We start from the raw sequence: 22,951 nt of genomic DNA, 5'->3' as shown, positions 1-22,951 counted from the left end.
TCTGCTTAATCCTAATAGAACGCGCGCAAACCCACGCCAGCCTTGGTATTCGCTTAGTTTTCACCTTCGCGTAGACAACGATAGGCGATTTTGAAGAAAAACTGTTTAGCAGCAGAGATACAAGGTATATAGTGTAAATACTGTTGCAAGTGTGTCTGACTGAATGTGTAGCTATGGTACAAACTGGGCAACCAAAACGCAGACGCAGACGCGGTGTAATCCTCACTCCAGAGGGATTAGATCGATTTCAACAGGCCAAATCGGACGCAGAATTTGAGGAAAATGCCGGACATCGCTACACATTAGAGGCGCTGAGTGAGCGTACGGGTTTGGCTGTAGATACGCTGATGAAAATGCTAGCTTGTGAGGCAGGTGTAGACAAGCAAACTTTAAAGGTCGGTTTTAGGGCGTTTAAGCTGACTCTAAAAGAGGGTGATTATTATCATCCAGATGCCCAGGAGGAGGAGCCTGAAGGCTCAGAGGCGGAGGAGATAGGACTACAGTTACCCGATTTGCCGGGAGGTCAAGTTCCTTTAGATTCTACGTTTTATGTTGAACGAGCAGCGATCGAAGCGGACTGCTATAAAACGGTTCTGCAACCAGGTGGGCTAATTCGGATCAAAGCGCCTCGCCGCATGGGTAAGACCTCACTAATGAGCAGGATTTTGCGTCAGTCCGCTCAGCGCGGCTGTCAAACGGTATCGTTGAGTTTTCAGCTGGCGGATAAGGATATTTTTCGCGATCTTGATCCGTTCCTACAATGGTTTTGTGCAAACGTGGGGTTAGGGTTACAGATTCCCAAACGCTTGGACGAGTATTGGGATGATCTGTTTGGCAGTAAGATTAGCTGCAAGATTTATTTCGAACAATATTTATTACCCCAAATCGCACAGCCGTTGGTTCTGGCATTAGATGATGTCGATCGCCTGTTTGAGTATCCTGATCTGGCAGATGAGTTTTTTGGACTATTGCGAACCTGGCACGAAGAAGCCAAAAATCGCGATATTTGGAAGCAGTTGCGACTGGTGGTTGCTCACTCGACAGAAGTCTACATTCCGCTAAATGTAAATTCATCTCCATTTAATGTAGGTTTACCCATTGAGCTGAAAGCCTTCACAAGCAAGCAAGTTCAAGATTTGGCGGAGCGGCATGGGCTGAACTGGGCAGAAGAACAGACTGACCATTTGATGAATTTGGTGGGAGGTTATCCTTACTTAATTCAGGTGGCGCTCTATCATATCTGGCATCAGGATGTCACTTTAGAGCAGGTGTTGCAGCCTTCCACGATCGCCACTGGAATTTACAGCGACCACCTGCAACGGCAGCTTTGGTATCTCCAACAGCACCCAGAGTTAGCCACTGCTTTTGCTCAAGTGGTTGCGGCGACAAAGCCCGTTGAATTGAGCTTGGTTCAAGCATTTCGGCTACAAAGTTTAGGTTTAGTGCATCTCCAGGGAAATCAGGCTGTTCCAAGCTGTGCGCTCTATGCTCAATATTTCCGCGATCGCCTCGCAGAGAGAATTCCTACATGACCAGATTACGTCCTTCATCATTGCGGGCGATTCTGATCGTTCCCTTTGTGCTACAGCTTGCCGGAGCGATTGGACTCGTTGGATATTTCTCCTTCCGCAATGGACAAGAAACCGTACAAGATCTGTCCTCTCAATTGCGCTATGAAATCACTGCCCGCATTGAACAACAGCTTCAATCTTATGTCGATATTCCTCACTCACTGAATCGGGTGAATGCCAGCGCTCTGGTAGAAGGGGATATCAACATTCTCGAAGCTGAAGGATTTAACCAACTGTGGGAACAAGCCAAAATTTATCCTAATACCAACTTAATTTATTGCGCTAGTGAACAGGATGGGTCATTACTGGGGGTCGGTCGCAACGAGAACGATCGCTCTCTGCGACTGATCACCTATAACCAGAAGACGGGTCATCTGGGACATTATTACAACTTGAATAGCGTGGGCGATCGCACTACTTTACAGGGGGTCGGAAGCAACCAATTTGATGCCCGCGTTCGTCCCTGGTATGGAGCTGCCAAAGCCCGTGGGGATGCCTCCTGGAGCGAAATCTACTTAGACTTTGATACCCAACTTCCCACTATCACTGCCAGTTCTCCAGTTTACGATCGCAATAACCAACTGATTGGGGTCTGTGCGACTGACTTTATCCTACCGGCTGAAATGAGTGCTTTCCTGAAAACCTTGAAAGTGGGGCGATCGGGAGAAACTTTTATAATGGAGCGTTCAGGCACTCTCGTTGCCACCTCTACCGAGGAAAAACTGATCGAAGAACAGGGAGACGACGTAAAATATCGCCTTGCCTCAGAAAGTACCGATCTGTTAATTCGCGGCACTGCCACTTATTTACAAGAACATTTCCAAAACTTCAGCGCCATTCAGCAGGCAGAACAGCTTAACTACAAACTCGACGGACAGCAACAGTTGGTGCAGGTCTTGCCCTTTCAAGATGGGCGCGGCATCGATTGGCTGATTGTGGTAGTCGTCCCCGAAGCTGACTTCACGGGTGAAATTCGCGAAAACACTCGCGCCACGTTTATTCTCTATGTCCTTTCCCTCATCACCGCGATTGGTGTTGGCATTGTCACAGCCCGTTGGGTAACCAAACCTATCTTGCGCCTCAACGCTGCCGCCAAAGATATTGCCAAAGGTGAGTGGAACAAACCCGTTGAAACCAATCGTACAGATGAGTTAGGTGAGTTAGCCCAATCCTTTAACCAGATGGCAAGTCAACTTCAGGACTCCTTTATTGCCCTGGAAACGCGCAACGCAGACCTACAGAAAACCAAAGATGAGTTAGCCAATGCAAACGAACAGTTAGAGGCGGTGCTGGATGCGGTTCCCGGAGCGATTTCCTGGATTGCTTCGGACGGCATTTATTTAGGCATCAATTCTTACCTGGCTCAAAGCCTCCACCTCACGCCCGAAGCAATTGTGGGCAACCCGATTGGGACCGTTGGCAATAGCCCCAAATACATTACCTTTGTCCAAAACTTCCTCAACAATTCCACCAACTCTGCCTCTGAAGAAATTCCGGTTCAGGTGAATGGTGAGGAGCGTTATTACCTGTTTGCGGCTCAAAAATACCAGCAGGGAGCGGCGATCGTCGTCGTCGGCATTGACATCACCGAGCGCCAGCGGGCCCAGGAAGAATTGCGTCAGGCGCAACTCACCAACCAGGCAATTGTTAGCGCTATTCCTGACTTACTCATGCGAATTCGCAGTGATGGCACCTACTTGGGAGCTATCCCCGGCAGAACGACCCGAATGCTGAAGGAAGACAGTTTTCACGTTGGTGTAAACATCTACGACCTGATGCCCCACCACAGTGCTCAAGAGCGAATGCACTACGTCCAACAAGCACTCAGCACCAGTGAACTACAAGTTTATGAATATGACCTGGAACTGGAGGGAAACCATCACTACGAAGAGGCGCGACTGATTCCGCTCAACCCAGACGAAGTGTTAGTCATTGTCCGAGACATGACGCAGCGCAAGCAATCCGAACAGGCGCTTCAGCAAAGTGAGGCAAACAATCGAGCTTTGATTGCAGCCATGCCAGATTTGCTGATTCGAGTCAGTCGCGATGGCACCTATCGAGATATTCAAGGCAGAAATCGGCTGGCTATCCATAGCAGCGACCATTTTCAGATAGGAACCACAGTTTATGAATCCTTGCCGCCTGTAGAAGCTCAGCGACGGATGCACTACATCCAAAGAACGCTGCAAACTGGGGCAATGCAGGTCTACGAACAGCAGCTTTCGATTGACGGGCATTTGCAATATGAGGAAGTGCGAATGGTCGTCACGGGTAAGGATGAGGTGCTGATGATCATTCGCAACATTACGGAGCAAAAACGTGCAGAGGCAGCACTCCAAATTGCAGAAGAAAACTATCGAGGCATTTTTGAGAATGCCCTAGAAGGGATTTACCAATCTACGCCACACGGTATCTTTATTCGCGTGAACCCAGCAATGGCAAGGATGTATGGCTACGCTTCTCCACATGAAATGATCGCTAGCGTGACTAACATTGAACAGCAAATGTATGTCGATCCGGTGGGGCGAGAGGCGTTTCGCCAATATATGTCAGACACCGGCGAAGTAAAAAACATGGTGTATCAAAGCTATCGCAAAGATGGCAGCATCATTTGGGTAGAAGAAAATGCACGGGCAGTGCGAAATGAAGATGGTCATCTGCTCTATTACGAAGGCATTATCGAAGATATCACTGACCAAAAGCGACAAAAGGAAATTTTGGAAGAAAAGGTCGTTGAGCGCACGCAAGAGTTATCCGAAACGCTGCAAATCCTCAAGGCAACGCAGGCAGAATTGATGATCGAAAATGCGCTGCTTAGAAGTGCAGAAGACGCAGTTACCTATGATTATCAGGTAGGCGGGAGCCTGCCGTTGGATGCCCCGACTTACGTGGTTCGACAAGCCGATCGCTACCTCTATGCCGGACTCAAACGGGGTGAGTTCTGCTATGTATTCAATGCTCGCCAAATGGGTAAATCGAGCTTACGGGTACAGATTATGCGACGACTTCAAGCTGAGGGCTTTGTCTGTGCAGCGATCGACATTTCTGAAATTGGCAATCGACGGCTTTCAGATGAGCAGTGGTATGCAGGATTTATCTATTCTCTTGCCAGCAACTTTAATTTGCTGGATCGGGTTGATATTCGAACTTGGTGGCGCGATCGCAGCTTTCTATCACCCGTACAGCGTTTAGGAGACTTCCTTCACGATGTCTTACTGACTCACCTTCCCGAAAAAATTGTTATTTTCATCGATGAAATTGACAGCGTAATCAATCTCGACTTTGAGATTGACGACTTTTTTGTACTGCTTCGTGCCTGCTACAACAAACGCGCTGATCATGCTGATTATGCGCGTCTCACCTTTGCCTTATTTGGCGTTGCCACCCCTTCACAGCTGACTCACGACAAAATTCGTACTCCATTTAATATTGGGCAAGCCATTCCGCTCAAAGACTTTCAGCTTCACGAAGCACAACCTTTGCTGCAAGGTTTAGCAGAAAAAGTAAAAAACCCACAGGCCGTATTACGAGAAGTAATTAGCTGGACTAATGGACAGCCTTTCCTAACCCAAAAAATCTGTCGTTTGATTCGCAATGCTCAGTCTGAAATTCCGACTAATCAGGAAACTGCTTGGATTGAGGAATTGGTGCAAACTCACATCATTGAAAACTGGGAATTTAATGACGAACCAGAACATTTAAGGACGATTCGCGATCGCTTGCTCAAAGACCCTCTCCGCGCCATTGAACTGCTAACGCTCTATCGGAAAGTTTGGCAGCAAGAAGAAGTCACGACGGCTGACAACCCGGACCAGATAGAGCTCTTGCTATCAGGACTCGTTGTCAAACACGCTAACAGGCTCGAAGTTCACAATCGCATCTACACAATCATTTTCAACTGCAACTGGATTGATCAAACACTCACTGCATTGCAAAAGTAACTCAAACTCTTAAATCTAGTGATTAAAATACTACGCCCTCAAAATTTCAATTACTTAACATTTTTAATTCGGATCTATGCATTTAGTGTCCGCAAATTTCGTACGGGAACTATTTTATTCAAAGTTTACTGACTTCAAGAAACTATAAAGATTGGAAGAACTTAAAGTTGGAACATTGAATTATACTTCTAGCACTCATAGTATCTACGCATAGAGTAACGAGAATCTTAAAGCGTTTATAGCGTTACGTGCATACGCTAAGACGTTGGTTCTATGTAGAAATCCCGTATACTAAGGCTTCTGTCCAGAAGAATCTAAATCTGGGCGCACAGCATCCTACCAATCAGTGGAATTGTATTAATTGCTACGATATTCTGTTTACCTCAAAATAAGGCAACAGAGGTTTTTGACTCAGCGAATGTAGAAGTTTCAATAACAGAGTTTTCTTACTGTTCTTTCACCCTAATGTGAAAATGTATAACGCAGCTAGTGAAATCAAGTCCCCCCCTGATTTGCTTCCTTTACTAACTTCGCTCCCACAGACTGTTTCGTCCTCAGATTCAACGCCTGATACGGTTCAAATTTCTGTAGTCGTCCCTTTGCATAATGAAGAACCCAATATCAACTATTTCTTTGAAAGACTAGAATCTGTCCTGGAGGGTCTTGGACTAGCTTATGAGATCGTGTGTGTGGATGATGGCAGCAAAGACAATACGCTCAGACAGCTCGTCGCTCATCACCACCGAAATCCGAGTATAAAAGTCGTGAGTCTCTCTCGAAATTTTGGCAAAGAAATTGCTTTGACAGCGGCGATCGACTATGCAATTGGTGCAGCAGTCATTCCCATTGATGCAGACCTTCAAGACCCGCCAGAGCTAATCGCCGATATGATTGCCCAATGGCAACAAGGATATGACGTTGTTTATGCCACACGTAAATCGCGGCAGGGAGAAAGCTGGCTCAAACGCTTTACCGCTAACGTCTTTTATCGAGTGATAGGACGCATGAGTACAGTCGAAATTCCTCGGAACACAGGAGATTTTCGTTTACTCGACCGACGGGTTGTGGAAGTGCTCAAGCAAATGACAGAAAGAACCCGGTTTATGAAAGGTCTTTTTGCCTGGGTTGGATTTCGGCAAACTTTTATTCTCTACGATCGAGCCGAACGTTATAAAGGTAGAACTAAATGGAATTACTGGCGGCTTTGGAATCTTGCAGTAGATGGTATTACCTCTTTTAGTGTGCTACCTCTAAAGGTTTGGAGCTATGTGGGTTTCTCACTAGCGATCACAACATTCCTTTATGCGATGTTTCTGATTATTCGCACTTTAATATCAGGCATTGATGTTCCCGGATACGCATCACTCATGGTCGCAATTCTGTTTATCGGTGGAGTACAACTTTTAACTTTAGGCATCATTGGCGAATATCTCGGACGGGTGTATGAGGAAGTAAAAGGACGGCCGCTCTATTTGGTTCGCAACTCCTATGGCATTGATGCGCCTCCCACAAAGTAGTTCGATCTCCATCAAAACAAGAATCAAGCGGCAAACACTCTAGTGAAGTTAAATGTGATGTCATGTCAAACGTTAAAGGCAGTCTTGTTTTACTTACGTTAATTTGTCTGGTAGCAACCGCTTTAGCAATGCATTTGCTGGGTGGGGTTGACCCAGAACAGATTCAGACATGGCTACAGCAAGCAGGGATCTGGGCACCTGTTATTTATGTGTTGGTGTATGTCGTCGCAACTTTATTGATCTTGCCTTCGACAGCGCTCAATCTGACAGGTGGAGCGATTTTTGGACCTTGGGTTGGGACGTTCTGGACGAGCGTTGGAGCAATCGTCGCCGCAATTGTCGCCTTTGGCTTTACCCGCACCATTGGTCGTGAGTTTATAGAGAATCGCATGTCCGGCAAATGGCAAGCCATTGACAGTGAGATTCAGCATAGCGGGTTATTTTACATGTTCTCGATCCGGCTGCTGCCTATCATTCCTTATGGTTTAGTTAACTTTGCCGCAGGGTTAACCTCTGTCAAGTTCAAGGACTACTTGTTGGGTACAGCGCTAGGAACCGTTCCCGGAGTTTTGCCCTTTGTTATGTTGGGAAGTTCCGGCTTAAAGGCTTTGAGAGGGGGCGACATTCTACCCCTCGTGACTTCGTTAACTTTAATTGGGATGTTAGTGGCTGGCGCGACATGGTACCGCCGTTCTCGTCAGGATACTCGTCAGTCACTACACAGAACAGAGAATTCTTCAGAACACGTAGATGTAGACGAGCCTAAATAGTCTTTTGGACTCAGTTTCAATCCATTAGATCGGACAAGTAGATAGGACAAGTCATTAAAACCTTAGAACGGATGGTGAAACCATCCCTCATAGTCATGCACACTTTTATCTTACTTCCAATCTTGAGCTTGGTTTTACTAGTTCTGCTTTTTAATAGAAAGGTGCTTGATTGGCGTAGGTCAATTCTGTTAGGAGCGATCGCATGGGGATATACTTTAACCGCAATTACTGAAAGTCTGAGTTGGTTCAGCCTTTTATCCTTCAGCGGTTTAGCATTATCTTGGAGTGCGATTAATATCGCTTTAATAGGGCTATATGTTTTAGAGTTAAAACAGCATCAGGTGAGCAGTGGCTTAGCTTCAACTTCTGATTTAATTCGGAATTCTAAGATGCCTGCAATCTGTTGGGTTTGGCTGACGGGAACTATTTTCATCATCACAACAATAGGTCTAATCGCAATAGTAGCCCCTCCAAACACCTGGGACTCTATGACTTATCACATGAGTCGTGTTGCCCACTGGGAACAAAACCACAACGTTGCTCATTACCCCACTTATAACCTGCCGCAACTCTTTCACCCACCTTTTGCTGAGTTTGCCATCTTACATCTGCAAATATTGAGTAGGAGCGATCGCTTTGCCAATTTGGTGCAGTGGTTTTGCATGGTTGGTAGTGCGATCGGGGTATCGCTAATTGCCAAACAGTTGAGAGCAAATCTTCAAGGGCAGGTTATCGCCTCAGTATTTGCAGTCACGATTCCAATGGGAATTTTACAGGCTTCAAGTACCCAAAATGATTATGTCGTTTGCTTCTGGATTGTTTGTCTGGCTTACTTCGTGATTCAATCTGTCCAACAAAAACTTAATTTTCCAAATAGCATTGCGATTGGAGCAAGTCTTGGTTTGGCAATTTTGACAAAAGGCTCAGCCTATCTCTTAGCTTTTCCATTTATCGCTTTTCTTTTCTTAATCAAAGCACGACAAACAGGATGGAAAATTTGGAAACCCTTGCTAGTAATCAGCACTCTTTTTCTTACTCTAAACTTCAACCATTATCTGCGAAATCTAGATTTGTTTGGTTCTTTTTTAGGAGCACCTGCTGATTTTGCTAAGGAATATAAGATTGAAGTGATCATCTTACCTGCTTTTATTTCTAACTTAGTTAGAAATGCTTCTCTTCATGCTGATATCGTTAGATTTCTCAACCTTGAAAAGTTGATTGTCCCTCTGAATGGGTTAGTAGAAAAAGCGATTCGTATCTTGCACTCAATTCTAGGAATAGATATTAATGACCCACGTACTACCCATCCTCCGGGTTGGTATCAAGTTCCCGGAATCTCATTTGACGAAAACACGGCTGGCAACCCGCTTCATTTGGTTTTCATTCTTGTATCTATTGCTCTGTTTTTAATCTATAGACGTTTGCGATCGCAAAAATCATTAACACTGTATTTATTAGCAACTACAGACGGGTTCGCTTTGATTTGCTTGTTACTAAAATTGCAGCCTTATCAGAGTCGCCATCATCTTTCCATATTTGTGCTTTTTTCTGCCTTTGTAGGAGTTGTCTTATCTCAAGCACTAAATCGCTACTTGGTTTCAGTTTTAATCGTCATTATGCTAATAGCTTCTACCCCTTGGGCACTAGAGAATAAGTATCGTCCTATTGCCGCAGAACAAAACATCTTCAACATGGATAGGATTGAACAATACTTTATCAATAGAGAACAGCTACAAGTTCCCTATGAGGAAGCAGTAAATTTTGTCAAAGCTCAACAATGCCAGAGCGTTGGGCTTTGGCTAGGAACCAATGATTCTGTGGGAAATCGCTACTGGGAATATCCTTTTTGGGTTCTCTTTAACAGCACAAATACTCGATCGACTCGCCTAGAGCATGTCAAGGTTCAAAATATTTCTGCTGAAAAATCTAATCTGCTTCCCTACAGTCAGTTTGTTCCTTGTGCAGTTGTTTTCGTCCAGCCGAAGGATGAAGCGGTCGAAATTAAGCAAACTGATATTCAAGGGTATACTTACACCCCTACCTGGTCAAATGACACCATGGTTGTATTAGAAAGAGAAGAAAGCTAATTCAGCTTGCCCAAAAGCTTTTACTTGAGCTAGCTACTCATTCTCAGTAAAAACTACTCTGCTCAGTGACCGTCAGCAAAAAGTACTCGTATTACGCCAAAACCGGAATCTTAGACTATTGGATTTTGGACGTGAATGCTCGGTAAGTGTATATCTTTCGGGAACCCACTCAAGCAGGTTATCAGCAAAAAATAACGCTCTCTGCAAACACAAAGCTGGCTCCACTGGCATTTCCCGATCAAGAAGTTCCGCTCAATCAACTTTTTCTGCAGAATGCTTTTTAAGCTGACTTAGAGATTCATCGAAGCCAAAAAGTTCTCAAGCTCCTGCAAATTAGGGAGCGAAGTTTGCGCCCCAGCTTTGGTGACAGAAAGGGCAGCGACTGCGGCTCCCCAAGTTACAGCCTTTTGGATGGAGAAATCTTGCGCGAGAGCAGCAGCTAAGCCACCGTTAAAGGCATCTCCGGCAGCAACTGTGTCCACCACTTCCACTGGAAAAGCCGGAATTGAGAAAGTTTCCGCTGCGGTTTGGCAGAGTGCGCCCTGTTTGCCGAGTTTGATGATGGCTGTCTGCACTCCCCGCTGTCGCAAAACTGAGGCTGCTTTGGTGGCGTTTTCCGTATCCTCTACTGCAAAACCAACCAGCTGACTGGCTTCTACCTGGTTAGGCGTGATCACGTCCACCAAAGGATAAAGTTCTGTGGGCAAATTGTCCTGTGCAGGAGCCGGATCTAAAATCACCGTCACACCTGCGGCTTTGGCGGCTTTGGCAGCAGCAGTTACCGCATCTAGGGGAATTTCTAACTGAAGTAGCAAGACTTTTGCGGCTGACAAAATGGGCTGCAACCGTTCTACATCAGCTTGATCAACCCGTCCATTTGCGCCTGGAATGATGATGATGTGGTTTTCTCCTGCATCATCGACTGCAATCACCGCAACGCCAGAAGTGGTGGATTGGTCACGCAGCAGGCGATCGCACCCCACACCCGCCGTTTCCAAGCTGGCGATCAGGTCTTGCCCAAAGCGATCGCCTCCCACTCGTCCCACCATCTGGGTAGGCACCCCCAGTCGGGCAACTGCAACCGCCTGGTTTGCGCCTTTGCCTCCGGGAATAGTATCAAACTGGTAGCCCGTTAGCGTTTCTCCTGGAACGGGTAGCCGAGGCACACGGGTTACCAGGTCCATATTGACGCTGCCAAATACAACAACCATCATGCGACCTCCTGCATGAGTACTGCTTGATGAGTCACTGTTTCATGAGTCACTATTTAAAGCGTAAATGGCAGCGCGACAAAGCTACGCTGCCATTCACAAACTGTTGAAGTGAGTCTGGCTTGAGTCTGGCTGTTGAAGTGAGTCTGGCTACAGCATCTTTTCTAAGAATTGACAGGCGCGATCGCTCTTAGGATTGGTGAAAAACTCACTCGGTGGAGAGTCTTCCACCAGTCGCCCTTCATCCAGGAATAAAATCCGGTTAGCAACCTCACGAGCAAAGCCCATTTCATGGGTGACAATCGCCATTGTAATGCCCGTATTAGCCAGAGATTTGATGACTTCAAGCACCTCTTTTACCATCTCTGGGTCAAGTGCAGAAGTTGGCTCATCAAACAGCATTACTTCTGGCTCCATTGCTAAGGCACGGGCGATCGCGACCCGCTGCTTTTGACCGCCAGACAGCTTCGACGGATAGACATTCGCCTTTTCCGACAGTCCTACCTTTGACAGCAGATCCATCGCAACCTTATGAGCGTTTTCCTTTGACATCTTTTTCACAGTCATGGGCGCATAGGTAATATTTTGCAACACCGTCTTGTGAGGAAATAGATGAAAGTGTTGGAATACCATGCCTACGTTTTGCCGCACTTTGAGGATGTCGGTTTTTGGCAGCGTAATATCCTTGCCATCTACATAAACCCTGCCGCGAGTCGGCACCTCTAGCAGGTTCATGCAGCGCAGCAGGGTTGATTTACCTGATCCAGAAGGGCCAATAATAGCAACAACTTCGCCTTTTTTAACTTCAGTTGAAATGTCTTTTAAGACATTCAATTCACCAAAAGATTTACAAAGAAATTCAACTCTAATCACTGCGCCTCATCCTCACTTCTAGTTTCTGTGCTGCCCAGGTCAAAGCCATCACCATGACGTAGTAGATCAGTCCAACGAAGAGCAATGGTTCAAAGTAAATAAACTTTTCGGCTGCCACGACTACACCGCGTCGCATCAAGTCCAGCGCGCCAATGGTAGAAACCAGAGCAGAGTCTTTTAAGAGGGCAATGCTCTCATTGACCAGGGCAGGCAAAATGTTTTTGAAGGCTTGTGGCAAAATGATATCCCACATCATTTGGCGATAGGGAACTCCTAAAGATAGAGAAGCTTCTCGCTGCCCCTTATCCACCGCCATGATGCCGCCCCTGATTGTTTCTGAACTATAGGCAGCGGAGTTAAGCGCAAAGGTAATGACACCTGCTTCAAGTGGCTTAATTGCGTACCCTGTGATTTGAGGGGTTGCAAAATAAACCAGCGATAGCTGCAAGATTAATGGAGTACCTCTAAAAATAGACGTGTAAGCTACTGCAAACCAATGAAGCGGTTTAATGTTTGAAATTTTGAACAGGGATAAAAGTGTGCCTAGAGTAAACCCAAATAGGGCTGACAATAGGGTAAACATGAGCGTCACCCTGATTCCTTGCAAAATGTAAGGAATTGAGGGCAAAATCTGTGTGAAATCTAAATCCATGCCCGAATACTTGCCTTTGGGAAATGTTACAACGCAACCTTTGGAAAGGAATGAAAGTATCCATAAAAAGGGTTTTGTAGGTTAAGCAAAGAATTTAGCTATTGTTTGACCAATCTACGGAGGCGAACGATCGTTTGCCCCCTTATGGGAACTTCCCAACTGAATTCTTAATCTCCTATAAACCTCTTGTTTTAAGCTGAATGGCGATCGCCATCAATACAGCAAGAGCCATTGCTTGAATAGCTCGTCTCTACCCTGTTCTCTACACTGTGTCGAGATTCCTAAATTGATCTACTCAGTAGAATACAGGGCAGGAGAAGGTTGAGTTGGTATCGGAAGATTCCTTCGGATCTGTAGAGAGCCAAATTTCTGCGATCGCCCCTTCTCCTGATATAAAAAACAGTAGATCAGCTAGGAGGAGAAGCCTCTGGCTCTGCAGGAGCGGCTTCTGGGGATTCGGTTGCTTCTGGAGACTCAGTTCCTTCTGCGGGTGCCTCGGTGCCAGCTTCTGGTTGCTCTGGAATCGGTTGACCAAACCACTTCTCAACCAGCTTTTCTAGCTCTCCGTTTTCCTTCATCTCAGCAATCACCCGGTCAAACTCACTGACTAACTCTGAACCTTTAGGAAACGCAATAGCTGAACCCGCTTCTTCGGCATTTGGAATAGTGTTGAATTCTAAATCAGGGTTGTTTTCGACATAGCCTTTGGCAACTGTATCTTCAACAATTGCCGCGTCAATTCGTCCCGCTTTGAGTTCTTGAATGATTTCATTAATCCGGTTCAAAGGAACTACATTTGCCCCTTCAATTTCTTTTGCAGCTTCTTCTTGAATGGTGCCAAGCTGAACGCCAACCTGTAAACCAGACAGACTTGTCGGCTCAGTTAGATTGCTGCCTTCGGGAGCCACAATCGTATTTTTAGCTTCGTAATAGATTTGGGAGAAATCGACGTTTTGCTTGCGTTCTTCAGTAGGGGTCATGCCTGCCATAACGAAGTCAGCCCGATCAGCCTGCAATGCTGGAATCAGTCCGTTGAAATCAATATTAGTGACTTCCAGTTCATAGCCCAATTCACTCGTGATGTAGTTGGCAATATCTACATCAAAGCCCTGAATATCTTGCTGTCCGCTGGACGTATCAATGAATTCGTAAGGAGGATAGTCTGCTGAGGTTGCCATGACTAGCGTTTCACCGCCGCTACCGCCTGACTCACCTGAAGCAGCAGGATCACTGGGTGCTTCACCCTGAGAGTTACAGCCCGTGACAATTGCAATTGTCAAAACTGCAGTTAGTAGAACAGTAAACAAAAACTTGAGTCTTTTCATCATGATTATTTGCTCGGTTGCTATTGCTGAATTTGGCATCGTTCGATAGAAATATTTTTAGGTGAAACATTGAATTTCATCCGCAATATTTCTAAGATCTATACAATGCTTGAATTCGAAATTTAGTGCTGAGTACTGATGTATCGTGCAGTAGCATTAACACAAATTTAGTATCTCACGATACAGAATTAAGCCGAGTAAATACTTCTAAAATCAAAAAATTTCTTTAAGTTTCAAGTCATTAAAAGTAGCTTGTGATGTTTTTAACGTGATTTTGAAAACTATAGGAGCAAATTTACGGAGCGGTGAATGTAGATTTATAGTTCTGCTAAACGCTCAATTAGCAGTTGATAAAATCTTTCAGAATCGGCAGTTTGAGAGACTTTAGTGTTTGGCGATCGCCCGCTACTATTCCACAAATCTACTACCGTTCGCCCAAGCGTGAGTTCACTCGCCGTCTCAATTTCTACATAACAGTCGCAATAATTAAACAGATCAGGCTGCAACAGATACGCAATTACACAAGGATCGTGAAGTGGACCGCCCGTCATCTCAAATCGCTCAGCATCACGGCTACTGTAGTGTCCTAATAGGTCTGCAGCGGCAGTGCCAACCGGAGTAGCGATCGCTCGAATCTTTTCTAACCGTTCTGGTGTGGTGAGTACTTGGTGAGTCACATCCAGGCTAAACATGGTTAGCTTGATGCCGCTGCTAAACATTACATGCGCTGCGTGGGGATCGACATAAAGGTTAAACTCAGCCGAAGCAGTGACATTGCCCTGAGAAATTGCGCCGCCCATCAGCACGACCTCTGGAATCTTGGCAGCGATGCGGGGTTCTTTGATCAGGGCGATCGCCAAATTGGTCAACGGTCCAAGGGTAGCAACGGTAATTTCACCCGATGAACTCATTAACGTGTCAATTAAAAAGTCAACTCCATGTTGGGATTGAAGTGGCATCTGCGGTTCCGGCAGATCTACGCCTTCCAGTCCTGTTTTGCCATGAACTTCTTCTGCGGTGGTGAGCGATCGCATCATCGGACGAGAACAGCCTGCATACACTGGGATCTGCGTTCGTCCAGCTAGTTCACAGATTTTGCGAGCATTTTTTGCAGTCAGGGAAAGCGGCACATTTCCGGCAACCGTTGTGATTCCCAACAGATTTAGCTCAGGAGAGGCGAAAGCAAGCAGCAGGGCGATCGCATCATCTACTCCCGGATCGCAATCAATGATGATGGGTTTTGCAGCCATAGAGATTTCTTCAAAGATTGATGGATGGGCGGCCAAACACCAGCAGAATAGCAGACGATCAATCTTTCGATCGTTCTACGCTAGCGTAGGATTACGATGTGATTCATGATGGTACGCTGCTACCTCCAAAATGTTGCCCCTAAAACGACTTCCCAAACGTTTGTTTCTTCTAGGTTTTGCGGTTGCTTTGCTGCCGCTGGCTTCCTGCGCTAACAGCCCACTGGGGGAAACGCTCCAGCGCTCCCTGGCGGCTGACCCCCAGCTAGAGGAAAATCCGGTTTTGTTTGGCGGTACGCCTACCCCAGAGGCGACTCCGGACGGAGTCGCTGAACTGCCCGCCAACTTTCCTGCCGAAATTCCGCGCTATCCGGGAGCGGAGCTAGTCGAGGTAATTCAGCCGAATGGCGACAATCCTAACGCGGAAGTGCAAACGCGCTGGCAGACTTCTGACCCGATTGAGCAAGTGCGCCGGTTTTACCAGGAAGCCTTTGCCTCAGACAATTGGAATTTGGATCAGTCAGTAGAGGAAGCGATCGCCGCAGCACGAGACAGACTACGGGTAACGGTTGCACCAGTCTCTAATGCGGCAACTTTAACCGCTGCGACCCCCACTGAATTTACGCTGCAATACGCTTTCACCAGTGATACGGCTGCGTCGTCGGAGCCAACCAACTCACCAAGGAATTCAGCCTCAGACAATTCAACTTCAGATAATTCAGCTTCAGACGATGCTGACGAAACGGCGGCTGTGCCACAACCCGGTGATCCTGACTTTATTGGACCCTTACCGCCAGCCGATTTTGGCACCGATGCAAACAGCAATGCTACTGCCCGTCCTACTTCTCAGCGCTTTAGCGACCTTGACCAGGCTCCCGAAGAATTGCGCCAATACGTTACAGATCTAGCGGAATTAGGCGTTTTTGGTGATCAGGCAAGCAATGAATTTAAGCCCAACCAGGAAATCACTCGACGGGAATATGCGCGCTGGCTAGTAGCAGCGAATAATTTGATTTATGGCGATCGCCCTGCCAGTCGCATCCGTTTAGGCAACGGCAGTTCCCAGCCTGCCTTTCAGGACGTGCCGCGCAACGATCCCGACTTTGCCGCAATTCAAGGATTGGCAGAAGCAGGCTTGATTCCCAGCCCTCTTTCCGGCGATTCGACCACGGTCACCTTTCGCCCAGATGCACCTCTGACTCGCGAAAACTTGATTCTCTGGAAAATGCCAATCGATACTCGCCAAACTTTACCGAATGCGTCACTAGAGGCAGTGCAGCAAACCTGGGGTTTCCAGGACACCGCTCGAATTGACCCCAAGGCGCTACGGGCAGTTTTGGCAGACTTCCAAAATGGCGAACTGTCTAATATTCGTCGTGCCTTTGGCTATACCACCCTGTTTCAGCCGAAGAAAACCGTGACTCGTGCCGAAGCCACTGCCGTCCTCTGGTATTTCGGCATTCAAGGTGAAGGGCTATCCGCAAAAGATGCACTTCAAACTGAGCAGCGAACCGAGCAGCAGACCGAACGACCACCCCAGCAACAGCCCGCCAGCCAGCAGTCTAACCAGCAGCCCAACCAGCCATCTGGCTCACAGTCCAGGTAATTTACCCGCTGATTCTTATGCACAGGCTACAAAAACATTGTCTAGCAGCGGGAGTGGCGCTTCTGCCATTTCTGTTTCCGATCGCAGCAAAGGCAGCAACCTTCAGCCAGGCCTATGTGTTTGGTGATAGCCTCTCAGACACAGGTAATGTATATAGACGAACACTCCGACTCTATCCCCGTCCGCCCTACTTCAAAGGGCGATTTTCTAACGGGCTAGTTTGGAATGAGTACGTCACTCAAGGACTGAGACTCGAAGCCGATCGCGATAACAACTATGCTTACGGTGGCACCACGACCGGAGAGGATGACGCAGTCTCCCTCCCGCTACTGGAATTTCCTGGATTACAGAAGCAGGTGAGAAGTTTTGTTGAAGACAACCCTGTTGCCGATCCCAATGCGCTGTATCTCGTCTGGTCAAGCGCAAATGACTATCTTGGCGGCAACGTCACAAACCCTGCCATTCCCCCGGCTAACTTATCCACAGCAATCACAACTCTTGCCCAAGCAGGAGCGCGAACAATCATGGTGGGCAACCTGCCTGACTTGGGACGATTGCCTTCTACCCGCCAAACAGCGGAGTCTGGCAGGTTAAACCGCTTGAGCAGTCAGCATAATGTTAATTTGGCGAGACAGCTACGGCGGTTAGATCGCACCCTCAATCCGCAAGTGAATTTGCTGACGCTTGATGTAGATACTTTGTTTGACCAAGCACAAGCTAATCCCACCGCGTATGAGTTCAGGAATGTTACTCGCTCTTGTCTCTCAGTGCCATCTTGCCGCTCAACTCCGAGTTTGCAGAATCGCTATCTATTTTGGGATGACATTCACCCCACAACCGCTGGACATCGACAGATTGCCCAACTCGCGCTGGATCTACTAGCTGAACCTGCTCGTGAAGTGCAGCCTCAATTTGGCCTTGCCGTTGCAGAAGCTCGCTCTGAAGCACAAACACCTCAACCTGCTAGTCAAGCCACGTCAGCCAGTGTTCCTGAACCGACTTCGGTTGCAGGGCTGCTCACAATTACTATTCTGGGGATTACACTACGGCTACGACGTAAAGTAGGGCGATCGCCCCATTCCATTCCTCCTTCAAATCATGCCTCTATCTGACCCCGATCGCCTGTTTGACCTGATCGAAACGCTCGTTCTCCATCATTCTCCCAGCGGCGCAGAGGCAGAAATTGACGGTTTTTTGCTCGACCAGTTCAAAGCACTGGGAGTCGAAGCCTGGTTAGACGAGGCTGGAAATGCGATCGCCAAAATCCCTGGTCGCGATTCGACCAAATCTCTCGCAATCACCGCCCACAAAGATGAAATCGGCGGCATCGTCAAATTCATTGGCAAACACGGTCGGGTAGAAGTGCGGAAATTGGGCGGCTCCTTTCCCTGGGTTTATGGGGAAGGCGTTGTCGATTTGTTGGGCGATCGCCAGACGCTCAGCGGCATTCTTAGCTTCGGCTCGCGTCACGTTTCCCACGAATCGCCCCAAAAAGCGCTGCAAGAAGACAAAGTGTTGCGCTGGGAAGATGCCTGGGTCGAAACCAAATGCACAGCCGCAGAACTAGAGGCAGCGGGCGTTCGTCCTGGCACTCGCGTCGTCATTGGCAAACACCGCAAGCGCCCCTTCAGGCTCAAACATTACATCGCTAGCTACACGCTCGATAACAAAGCCTCGATCGCCATTCTGCTAGGGCTAGCCGAAGTTCTAAAAGAACCCGCGATCGACATCTATTTAGTTGCCTCCTCCAAAGAAGAAGTAGGAGCCGTAGGAGCGCTCTATTTTTCCCGCAATCAGCGGTTAGATGCCTTGATTGCGCTGGAAATTTGTCCGCTTTCCACTGAGTATCCGATTCAAGACGGAGACATTCCCGTTTTGCTCTCTCAAGATGCTTATGGACTTTACGATGAAACCCTGAATGCTCAGATTCGAGAGGCATCTGTGCAGATTGGCATTCCGCTTCAGTTTGCTACTATCAGCGGCTTTGGTAGCGATGGCTCGATCGCCATGAAAAATGGTCACGTTGCCCGTGCTGCTTGCCTTGGCTTTCCCACCCAAAACACCCACGGGTACGAAATTGCAGACCTGGGAGCGATCGCCAACTGTATAGACATTCTCAAAGCCTATTGCAGTGATGTAACGACCTGTGAACCATAACCGGACGATCCCCGCGATTCCCTACAATGAAAGTAAAGGTTCCGTTGAGTAGTTCCGGCGAAATATGCCCACAACTGTTGCTGATGTCATGAGCCACGACCCCATCGTGGTCAAGCCCGAAACACCACTGAAAGAAGCCATCCACCTAATTGCTGAAAAACGAGTCAGTGGACTGCCAGTTATCGATGAACAGGGCAAGTTGGTTGGGGTAATCTCAGAAACTGACCTGATGTGGCAAGAAACGGGAGCCACTCCCCCTCCCTACATCATGGTTTTAGACAGCGTGATTTATCTAGAAAACCCGGCCCGCTACGAGCAAGAACTGCACAAAGCACTGGGGCAAACCGTTGGCGAAGTCATGACCAAGGAAGCGATCACGACCAAGCCTGACCAACCTTTGCGTGAGGCAGCCCAGTTGATGCACGACCGTGATGTGCGTCGGCTGCCCGTAGTTGACCCCGCTGGTAAGGTCGTTGGAGTTTTGACTCGTGGCGACATCGTGCGCTTTATGGCAGCAAATCAGGATTAGTGGAGAATTTAATGAGCATTACCCCTGAGTCGGTTAAACAACTCTTGGATTCCGAAGATTTTGGAGAGCGGTTGAGCGCAGTTAATCAGATGCGACAGCTTGACCCAGCGATCGCCTTTGATCTCATCCAGGTCGCTGCCCAAGACAAGAGCGCCCGGGTGCGCTATGCCGCTATCAGCCAAATTTCTAGCTTGGGTAAACAGGATTTAGAAACCGCTCTGCCCCTTTTGCGCGATCGATTGCTCAACGACAGCGAGCCAGATGTCCAAGCTGCTGCCGCTGACTCTTTAGGAGCGCTAAAGCTCACTGATGCGTTTGAAGACTTGCAGCAGCTTTATCACAGCACCTCTGAATGGCTAGTCAAATTCAGCATCATTGCAGCTTTGGGAGAGTTAGGAGACAGCCGCTCCTTTGAACTTTTAGAAGCTGCGCTGAACGCAGATAACGAACTCGTTAAAACAGCGGCGATCGGTTCCTTGGGCGAATTGGGAGACAGCCGTGCGCTGCCTCTGCTGATTCCCTTCGTCTCTCATCCCGATTGGCAAATTCGCTACAGGCTCGTGCAAGCCCTGAGTCACTTTGATCATCCAGACGCAAAAGCAGCCTTGCAAAGTCTCTCCCAGGACGAAATGCAGCCTGTCGCTCAAGAAGCAAAAACACACCTTTAGACCTATTAGGCAAGGCAGCATAATGCCGATCACTTAAGTTAGGACAAAAGAGAGAGGCGGGGCTAAAGCCCCGCCTCTCTCTTTTGTCCTAACCTTTATAACTACAGCTGTACCCCTAAAGTTACTAGCGCTTTTCACCACTCTTTTCACATCGGCCACGCTTTATTTCACCAAGGGTTTGTATTCAAAACAACAAACTTGAAGAGACGGTGAACTGTACTGCTCTGCCGATGACAAACTTTCGGTAAATGTGAGTACATGAAAACGTGGGTCGCGTAAGTTTACCTAAAAACCAGATTTAGCTTCTATAAGCTCGGTCTCCCTACTGAAATAGGTTCTGCATTTACCTCACTACATCTACCAACGGCGAAATTGTCTTTTGACTTTCAAAGCCAGTGCCGTCCCCTAAATGCAGAAACAAGACTGGAGTCTGGTTCATTCATCACTCACCACACGTGGCCTTACCAGGGAAATGTGACCTACCTGTCAGCTATTTGACGAACTATCGAATTTCTACTGAATTTACTGAATTTAAGGAAGACAGCAATGAAGCTTCGTGGATATCTTTTTGCAGCCGCTACAGCCGCTACAGCCGTAGCAGGACTAACAGTTCCCGCTCAAGCTGCCACTTTTGGCAACACCGGTATCACCTTTGACAAAGATACCACTGTAAACTTTTCATTCCAGGAATCTCACGGTAGATTTCGGTCAGACCTGGGTATCCAGCAAGTAGGCGCACCCGGCAGTTTCACCACCCTGTTTAGCGAAGCAAACCCTGGCTATGACAGCAGTGCGAATGATTGGGCTGGAAGCTGCGGTAACACTGTACAAAACTGCGACACCTCCTTCAAGTTTGAGGCAGGTAAGACTTATAGCTTCGTTTTGACCAGAAACTCCGGCACGAATGGCGTATCTGCTAACCGGGTTTTCTCCACCAACTCACTCAACAGCAACAACTCCAAGCAGGCTATTTTTACCGGTGACCTGTTCAGTGGCGGTGCCACCATCGCCTTTGAGGACATTGGTGGAACTGCCAATAGCGCAACTTGTGCAGCTCAGGGCAGCAATCCTAAGGCTGATTGCGACTTCAACGACTTCATCGTTACAGCCCAAGCTGAAAGTGAAACTAGCGAGTCTGTTCCCGAACCCGCAACTCTTGCTGGTCTAGGCGCAGTAGCGGCTGGCTTTGTTGCGTCTCGTCGTCGCAAAACGGCTTAAGTTGCTGAATTCATTGCTCCTTGAATAACTCAATGAATGGTAGCGTGGCTAGTTGCGCTACCATTCGTTGCCTCAAAAGAGATTCAGGTGAAGGGAGATTTAGGTGAAAGGACGGTTCAGGTAGCAGAGCGATCGCCCACCTAATCTCCACAACTTCCCTATCCCTTTTCGTACCGGCAGATCACTAGCAACAAAGCCTGCTCTGAACCACAGTTCATCAAGGTTTTGTATTGAAAGCAACAAACTTGAAGAATAGGTAAACAAAGGCACCACGCCGATGACAATCTCTCGGAGAGTGTGAGTAGATAAGAACATAGACCAGTACATTCACTTAGCCTCCAAAGTTTACGAGAAGTACTAAATAGCAGCCCATCTGATGACTCTGTATCTATCTCATCGCATCTACCTTAAATAATAGGGATTTAACTTCCGAGTTATAAAAGCGATTGTTGATACGATCAAAACACGGAGAAGCTTCGGTCTATTTTGAGACAGTCTGAGTAATGCCTATCCGCCCCATGAAGGATTACTCAACACTCACAAGTCAAAATCATCCAATCTCTCCCCATCAAGGAAAATAGCAATGAAGCTTCGTGGATATCTTTTTGCCGCAGCTACCGCCGTTACTGCCGCATGTTTAACCGTTCCTGCTCAAGCAGCAAGCTTATTCAACAACAGTAATCCGATCTCATTCAGCAAAGACACCAGAGTTGAATTCAAGTTTCATGCTTCTCATGGTGCTTACCAATCTACCCTTGCTGTGTATAACAGCAACAGACAACGGCTGCAAAATCTGTTCGTAGAAGATTTACCACGTGACCCAATTTCGGGCGGTAAAACTAATCAATACAACAACGTAGACTCTCGCGGAACTTGTGGAGTCACAGTTAATCCTGCGCCTTGCGTCACCACATACACTTTTCTGGCTAACACCTCTTACTATCTGGGTTTAAGTTCCTTAGGAATTAACACAACCGTTTTTTCAGATGATCCTGTCGGAGGTGCTACCCCTGGTGGCTTTAGATTCGTTGCGGATGTTGATTCTGTTCTTTATCCAACCAAGTATGCACCACCTACCGGTGCTAACTTTAAGTCTTTACCGCTCCAGAATGGCGAGACGGCAATCCTGATTAATGATTCCTCGCCTGTTGACCGAGATGCAAATGATTTTGTTGTTACGGCTAAGTCTGTACCAGAACCAGCAACTCTGGCTGGATTGGGTGTAGTCGCGGCTGGACTAGCAGCTTCCCGCCGCCGTAAGGCAGGGCAAACAGCTTAGTTCAACACTTGACCCAATAGCTTGAATTATTTGGGCTAGTTAAAAAATTGTGTGAGCTTCCTGATTGGAAATAGCAGAGTGTGACGAATCGCACTCCGGGGCTAGAGAGTCAAGAGATGGCTGGAAGTTCATAGTGTCTTTGACGGGAGTTGGAACCGTAGGGGTGTTCCAACTCCCATTTCTTGTAACTGGAGTTTAGACTAAGCGCAGCAGTGAGGAACTAAAAAAGAGCAGCCATAGAAAGAAACTGACTGCTCCTGGCATTGTGAGAAAAGAACCACCAATCCTCAGATGCCGATA

The 22,951-nt window shown here is 47.4% G+C and carries 18 protein-coding genes; 12 read left to right on the top strand and 6 right to left on the bottom strand.

What is annotated here, in order from left to right; translation table 11 throughout:
* The first annotated feature begins 173 nt into the window (after positions 1–173).
* The 5 genes from H6F93_RS29765 to H6F93_RS29745 all read left to right on the top strand — a co-directional run bounded on the left by H6F93_RS29765 (position 174) and on the right by H6F93_RS29745 (position 9,886).
* Positions 174–1,532 (top strand): AAA-like domain-containing protein, encoded by a 1,359-nt coding sequence (locus tag H6F93_RS29765; RefSeq protein WP_190689057.1) that lies wholly within the window; start codon positions 174–176, stop codon positions 1,530–1,532.
* Positions 1,529–5,512, top strand: a complete 3,984-nt coding sequence (locus H6F93_RS29760) for an AAA-like domain-containing protein (protein ID WP_190689055.1) — start codon at positions 1,529–1,531, stop codon at positions 5,510–5,512. The genes H6F93_RS29765 and H6F93_RS29760 overlap by 4 nt, the downstream gene beginning before the upstream one ends.
* A 473-nt stretch (positions 5,513–5,985) precedes the next feature.
* Positions 5,986–7,029 carry a glycosyltransferase family 2 protein gene (locus H6F93_RS29755; protein WP_190689052.1) on the top strand — a complete coding sequence of 348 codons (1,044 nt, stop codon included), beginning with the start codon at positions 5,986–5,988 and terminating at the stop codon, positions 7,027–7,029.
* Positions 7,030–7,091: 62 nt separating this feature from the next.
* Complete coding sequence (locus H6F93_RS29750; RefSeq protein WP_190689049.1) at positions 7,092–7,799, top strand: TVP38/TMEM64 family protein; 708 nt, start codon at positions 7,092–7,094, stop codon at positions 7,797–7,799.
* 71 nt (positions 7,800–7,870) lie between these two features.
* A complete protein-coding gene (locus tag H6F93_RS29745) occupies positions 7,871–9,886 on the top strand; it encodes an ArnT family glycosyltransferase (RefSeq protein WP_347277379.1) in 2,016 nt (671 codons plus the stop codon).
* Positions 9,887–10,176: 290 nt separating this feature from the next.
* Here the strand turns inward: H6F93_RS29745 and rbsK are convergent, their stop codons facing one another.
* From rbsK to H6F93_RS29720, 5 genes are all read right to left on the bottom strand, one after another.
* Positions 10,177–11,100 (bottom strand): ribokinase, encoded by a 924-nt coding sequence (gene rbsK / locus H6F93_RS29740; RefSeq protein WP_190689044.1) that lies wholly within the window; start codon positions 11,098–11,100, stop codon positions 10,177–10,179.
* Positions 11,101–11,247: 147 nt separating this feature from the next.
* Complete coding sequence (locus H6F93_RS29735; protein WP_190689041.1) at positions 11,248–11,970, bottom strand: ATP-binding cassette domain-containing protein; 723 nt, start codon at positions 11,968–11,970, stop codon at positions 11,248–11,250.
* Positions 11,963–12,622 (bottom strand): amino acid ABC transporter permease, encoded by a 660-nt coding sequence (locus H6F93_RS29730; protein ID WP_190689037.1) that lies wholly within the window; start codon positions 12,620–12,622, stop codon positions 11,963–11,965. The genes H6F93_RS29735 and H6F93_RS29730 overlap by 8 nt, the downstream gene beginning before the upstream one ends.
* Before the next feature lie 407 nt (positions 12,623–13,029).
* On the bottom strand, positions 13,030–13,902 hold the full coding sequence (locus H6F93_RS29725) for a transporter substrate-binding domain-containing protein (RefSeq protein ID WP_242043692.1): 873 nt from the start codon (positions 13,900–13,902) through the stop codon (positions 13,030–13,032).
* A 362-nt stretch (positions 13,903–14,264) separates the two neighbouring features.
* Positions 14,265–15,197 carry a nucleoside hydrolase gene (locus H6F93_RS29720; RefSeq protein ID WP_190689034.1) on the bottom strand — a complete coding sequence of 311 codons (933 nt, stop codon included), beginning with the start codon at positions 15,195–15,197 and terminating at the stop codon, positions 14,265–14,267.
* 130 nt (positions 15,198–15,327) lie between these two features.
* On the opposite strand from H6F93_RS29720, the gene H6F93_RS29715 reads away from it, so the two are divergent.
* The 6 genes from H6F93_RS29715 to H6F93_RS29690 all read left to right on the top strand — a co-directional run bounded on the left by H6F93_RS29715 (position 15,328) and on the right by H6F93_RS29690 (position 21,372).
* Positions 15,328–16,800, top strand: a complete 1,473-nt coding sequence (locus tag H6F93_RS29715) for an S-layer homology domain-containing protein (RefSeq protein WP_190689031.1) — start codon at positions 15,328–15,330, stop codon at positions 16,798–16,800.
* A 17-nt stretch (positions 16,801–16,817) separates the two neighbouring features.
* Complete coding sequence (locus H6F93_RS29710; protein ID WP_190689028.1) at positions 16,818–17,912, top strand: SGNH/GDSL hydrolase family protein; 1,095 nt, start codon at positions 16,818–16,820, stop codon at positions 17,910–17,912.
* On the top strand, positions 17,899–18,957 hold the full coding sequence (locus H6F93_RS29705; protein ID WP_190689025.1) for a M42 family metallopeptidase: 1,059 nt from the start codon (positions 17,899–17,901) through the stop codon (positions 18,955–18,957). The genes H6F93_RS29710 and H6F93_RS29705 overlap by 14 nt, the downstream gene beginning before the upstream one ends.
* Positions 18,958–19,021: 64 nt before the next feature.
* Positions 19,022–19,486 (top strand): CBS domain-containing protein, encoded by a 465-nt coding sequence (locus tag H6F93_RS29700; protein WP_190689024.1) that lies wholly within the window; start codon positions 19,022–19,024, stop codon positions 19,484–19,486.
* A gap of 11 nt (positions 19,487–19,497) precedes the next feature.
* Complete coding sequence (gene nblB, locus H6F93_RS29695; RefSeq protein ID WP_190689022.1) at positions 19,498–20,154, top strand: phycobilisome degradation protein NblB; 657 nt, start codon at positions 19,498–19,500, stop codon at positions 20,152–20,154.
* 546 nt (positions 20,155–20,700) lie between these two features.
* Entirely contained in the window at positions 20,701–21,372 is a 672-nt protein-coding gene (locus H6F93_RS29690) for a PEP-CTERM sorting domain-containing protein (RefSeq protein ID WP_190689021.1), read from the top strand.
* A 99-nt stretch (positions 21,373–21,471) separates the two neighbouring features.
* Here H6F93_RS29690 and H6F93_RS29685 read toward each other — a convergent pair whose 3' ends face one another.
* Positions 21,472–21,699 carry a hypothetical protein gene (locus H6F93_RS29685; protein WP_190689018.1) on the bottom strand — a complete coding sequence of 76 codons (228 nt, stop codon included), beginning with the start codon at positions 21,697–21,699 and terminating at the stop codon, positions 21,472–21,474.
* Between the two features lie 256 nt (positions 21,700–21,955).
* Here H6F93_RS29685 and H6F93_RS35985 point away from each other — a divergent pair, with 256 nt between their 5' ends.
* Positions 21,956–22,651, top strand: coding sequence for a PEP-CTERM sorting domain-containing protein (locus H6F93_RS35985; RefSeq protein WP_190643969.1), 696 nt, complete (start codon positions 21,956–21,958; stop codon positions 22,649–22,651).
* Positions 22,652–22,951: the final 300 nt, after the last annotated feature.

The sequence above is a fragment of the Leptolyngbya sp. FACHB-671 genome, assembly GCF_014695745.1.
In the GTDB taxonomy this organism is placed as follows: Bacteria; Cyanobacteriota; Cyanobacteriia; order Elainellales; family Elainellaceae; genus JAAUTN01.
This window is presented reverse-complemented; position numbering and strand designations above follow the sequence as displayed.

Excerpts from the sequence above, each read along its gene's own strand:
- H6F93_RS29685 (WP_190689018.1), bottom strand. The coding sequence starts at position 21,699 with ATGTACTGGTCTATGTTCTTATCTACTCACACTCTCCGAGAGATTGTC.
- H6F93_RS29700 (WP_190689024.1), top strand. The coding sequence starts at position 19,022 with ATGCCCACAACTGTTGCTGATGTCATGAGCCACGACCCCATCGTGGTC.
- H6F93_RS29745 (WP_347277379.1), top strand. The coding sequence starts at position 7,871 with ATGGTGAAACCATCCCTCATAGTCATGCACACTTTTATCTTACTTCCA.
- H6F93_RS35985 (WP_190643969.1), top strand. The coding sequence starts at position 21,956 with ATGAAGCTTCGTGGATATCTTTTTGCCGCAGCTACCGCCGTTACTGCC.
- H6F93_RS29720 (WP_190689034.1), bottom strand. The coding sequence starts at position 15,197 with ATGGCTGCAAAACCCATCATCATTGATTGCGATCCGGGAGTAGATGAT.
- H6F93_RS29705 (WP_190689025.1), top strand. The coding sequence starts at position 17,899 with ATGCCTCTATCTGACCCCGATCGCCTGTTTGACCTGATCGAAACGCTC.
- rbsK (WP_190689044.1), bottom strand. The coding sequence starts at position 11,100 with ATGATGGTTGTTGTATTTGGCAGCGTCAATATGGACCTGGTAACCCGT.
- H6F93_RS29715 (WP_190689031.1), top strand. The coding sequence starts at position 15,328 with ATGTTGCCCCTAAAACGACTTCCCAAACGTTTGTTTCTTCTAGGTTTT.
- H6F93_RS29710 (WP_190689028.1), top strand. The coding sequence starts at position 16,818 with ATGCACAGGCTACAAAAACATTGTCTAGCAGCGGGAGTGGCGCTTCTG.
- nblB (WP_190689022.1), top strand. The coding sequence starts at position 19,498 with ATGAGCATTACCCCTGAGTCGGTTAAACAACTCTTGGATTCCGAAGAT.
- H6F93_RS29765 (WP_190689057.1), top strand. The coding sequence starts at position 174 with ATGGTACAAACTGGGCAACCAAAACGCAGACGCAGACGCGGTGTAATC.
- H6F93_RS29730 (WP_190689037.1), bottom strand. The coding sequence starts at position 12,622 with ATGGATTTAGATTTCACACAGATTTTGCCCTCAATTCCTTACATTTTG.
- H6F93_RS29760 (WP_190689055.1), top strand. The coding sequence starts at position 1,529 with ATGACCAGATTACGTCCTTCATCATTGCGGGCGATTCTGATCGTTCCC.
- H6F93_RS29755 (WP_190689052.1), top strand. The coding sequence starts at position 5,986 with ATGTATAACGCAGCTAGTGAAATCAAGTCCCCCCCTGATTTGCTTCCT.
- H6F93_RS29690 (WP_190689021.1), top strand. The coding sequence starts at position 20,701 with ATGAAGCTTCGTGGATATCTTTTTGCAGCCGCTACAGCCGCTACAGCC.
- H6F93_RS29750 (WP_190689049.1), top strand. The coding sequence starts at position 7,092 with ATGTCAAACGTTAAAGGCAGTCTTGTTTTACTTACGTTAATTTGTCTG.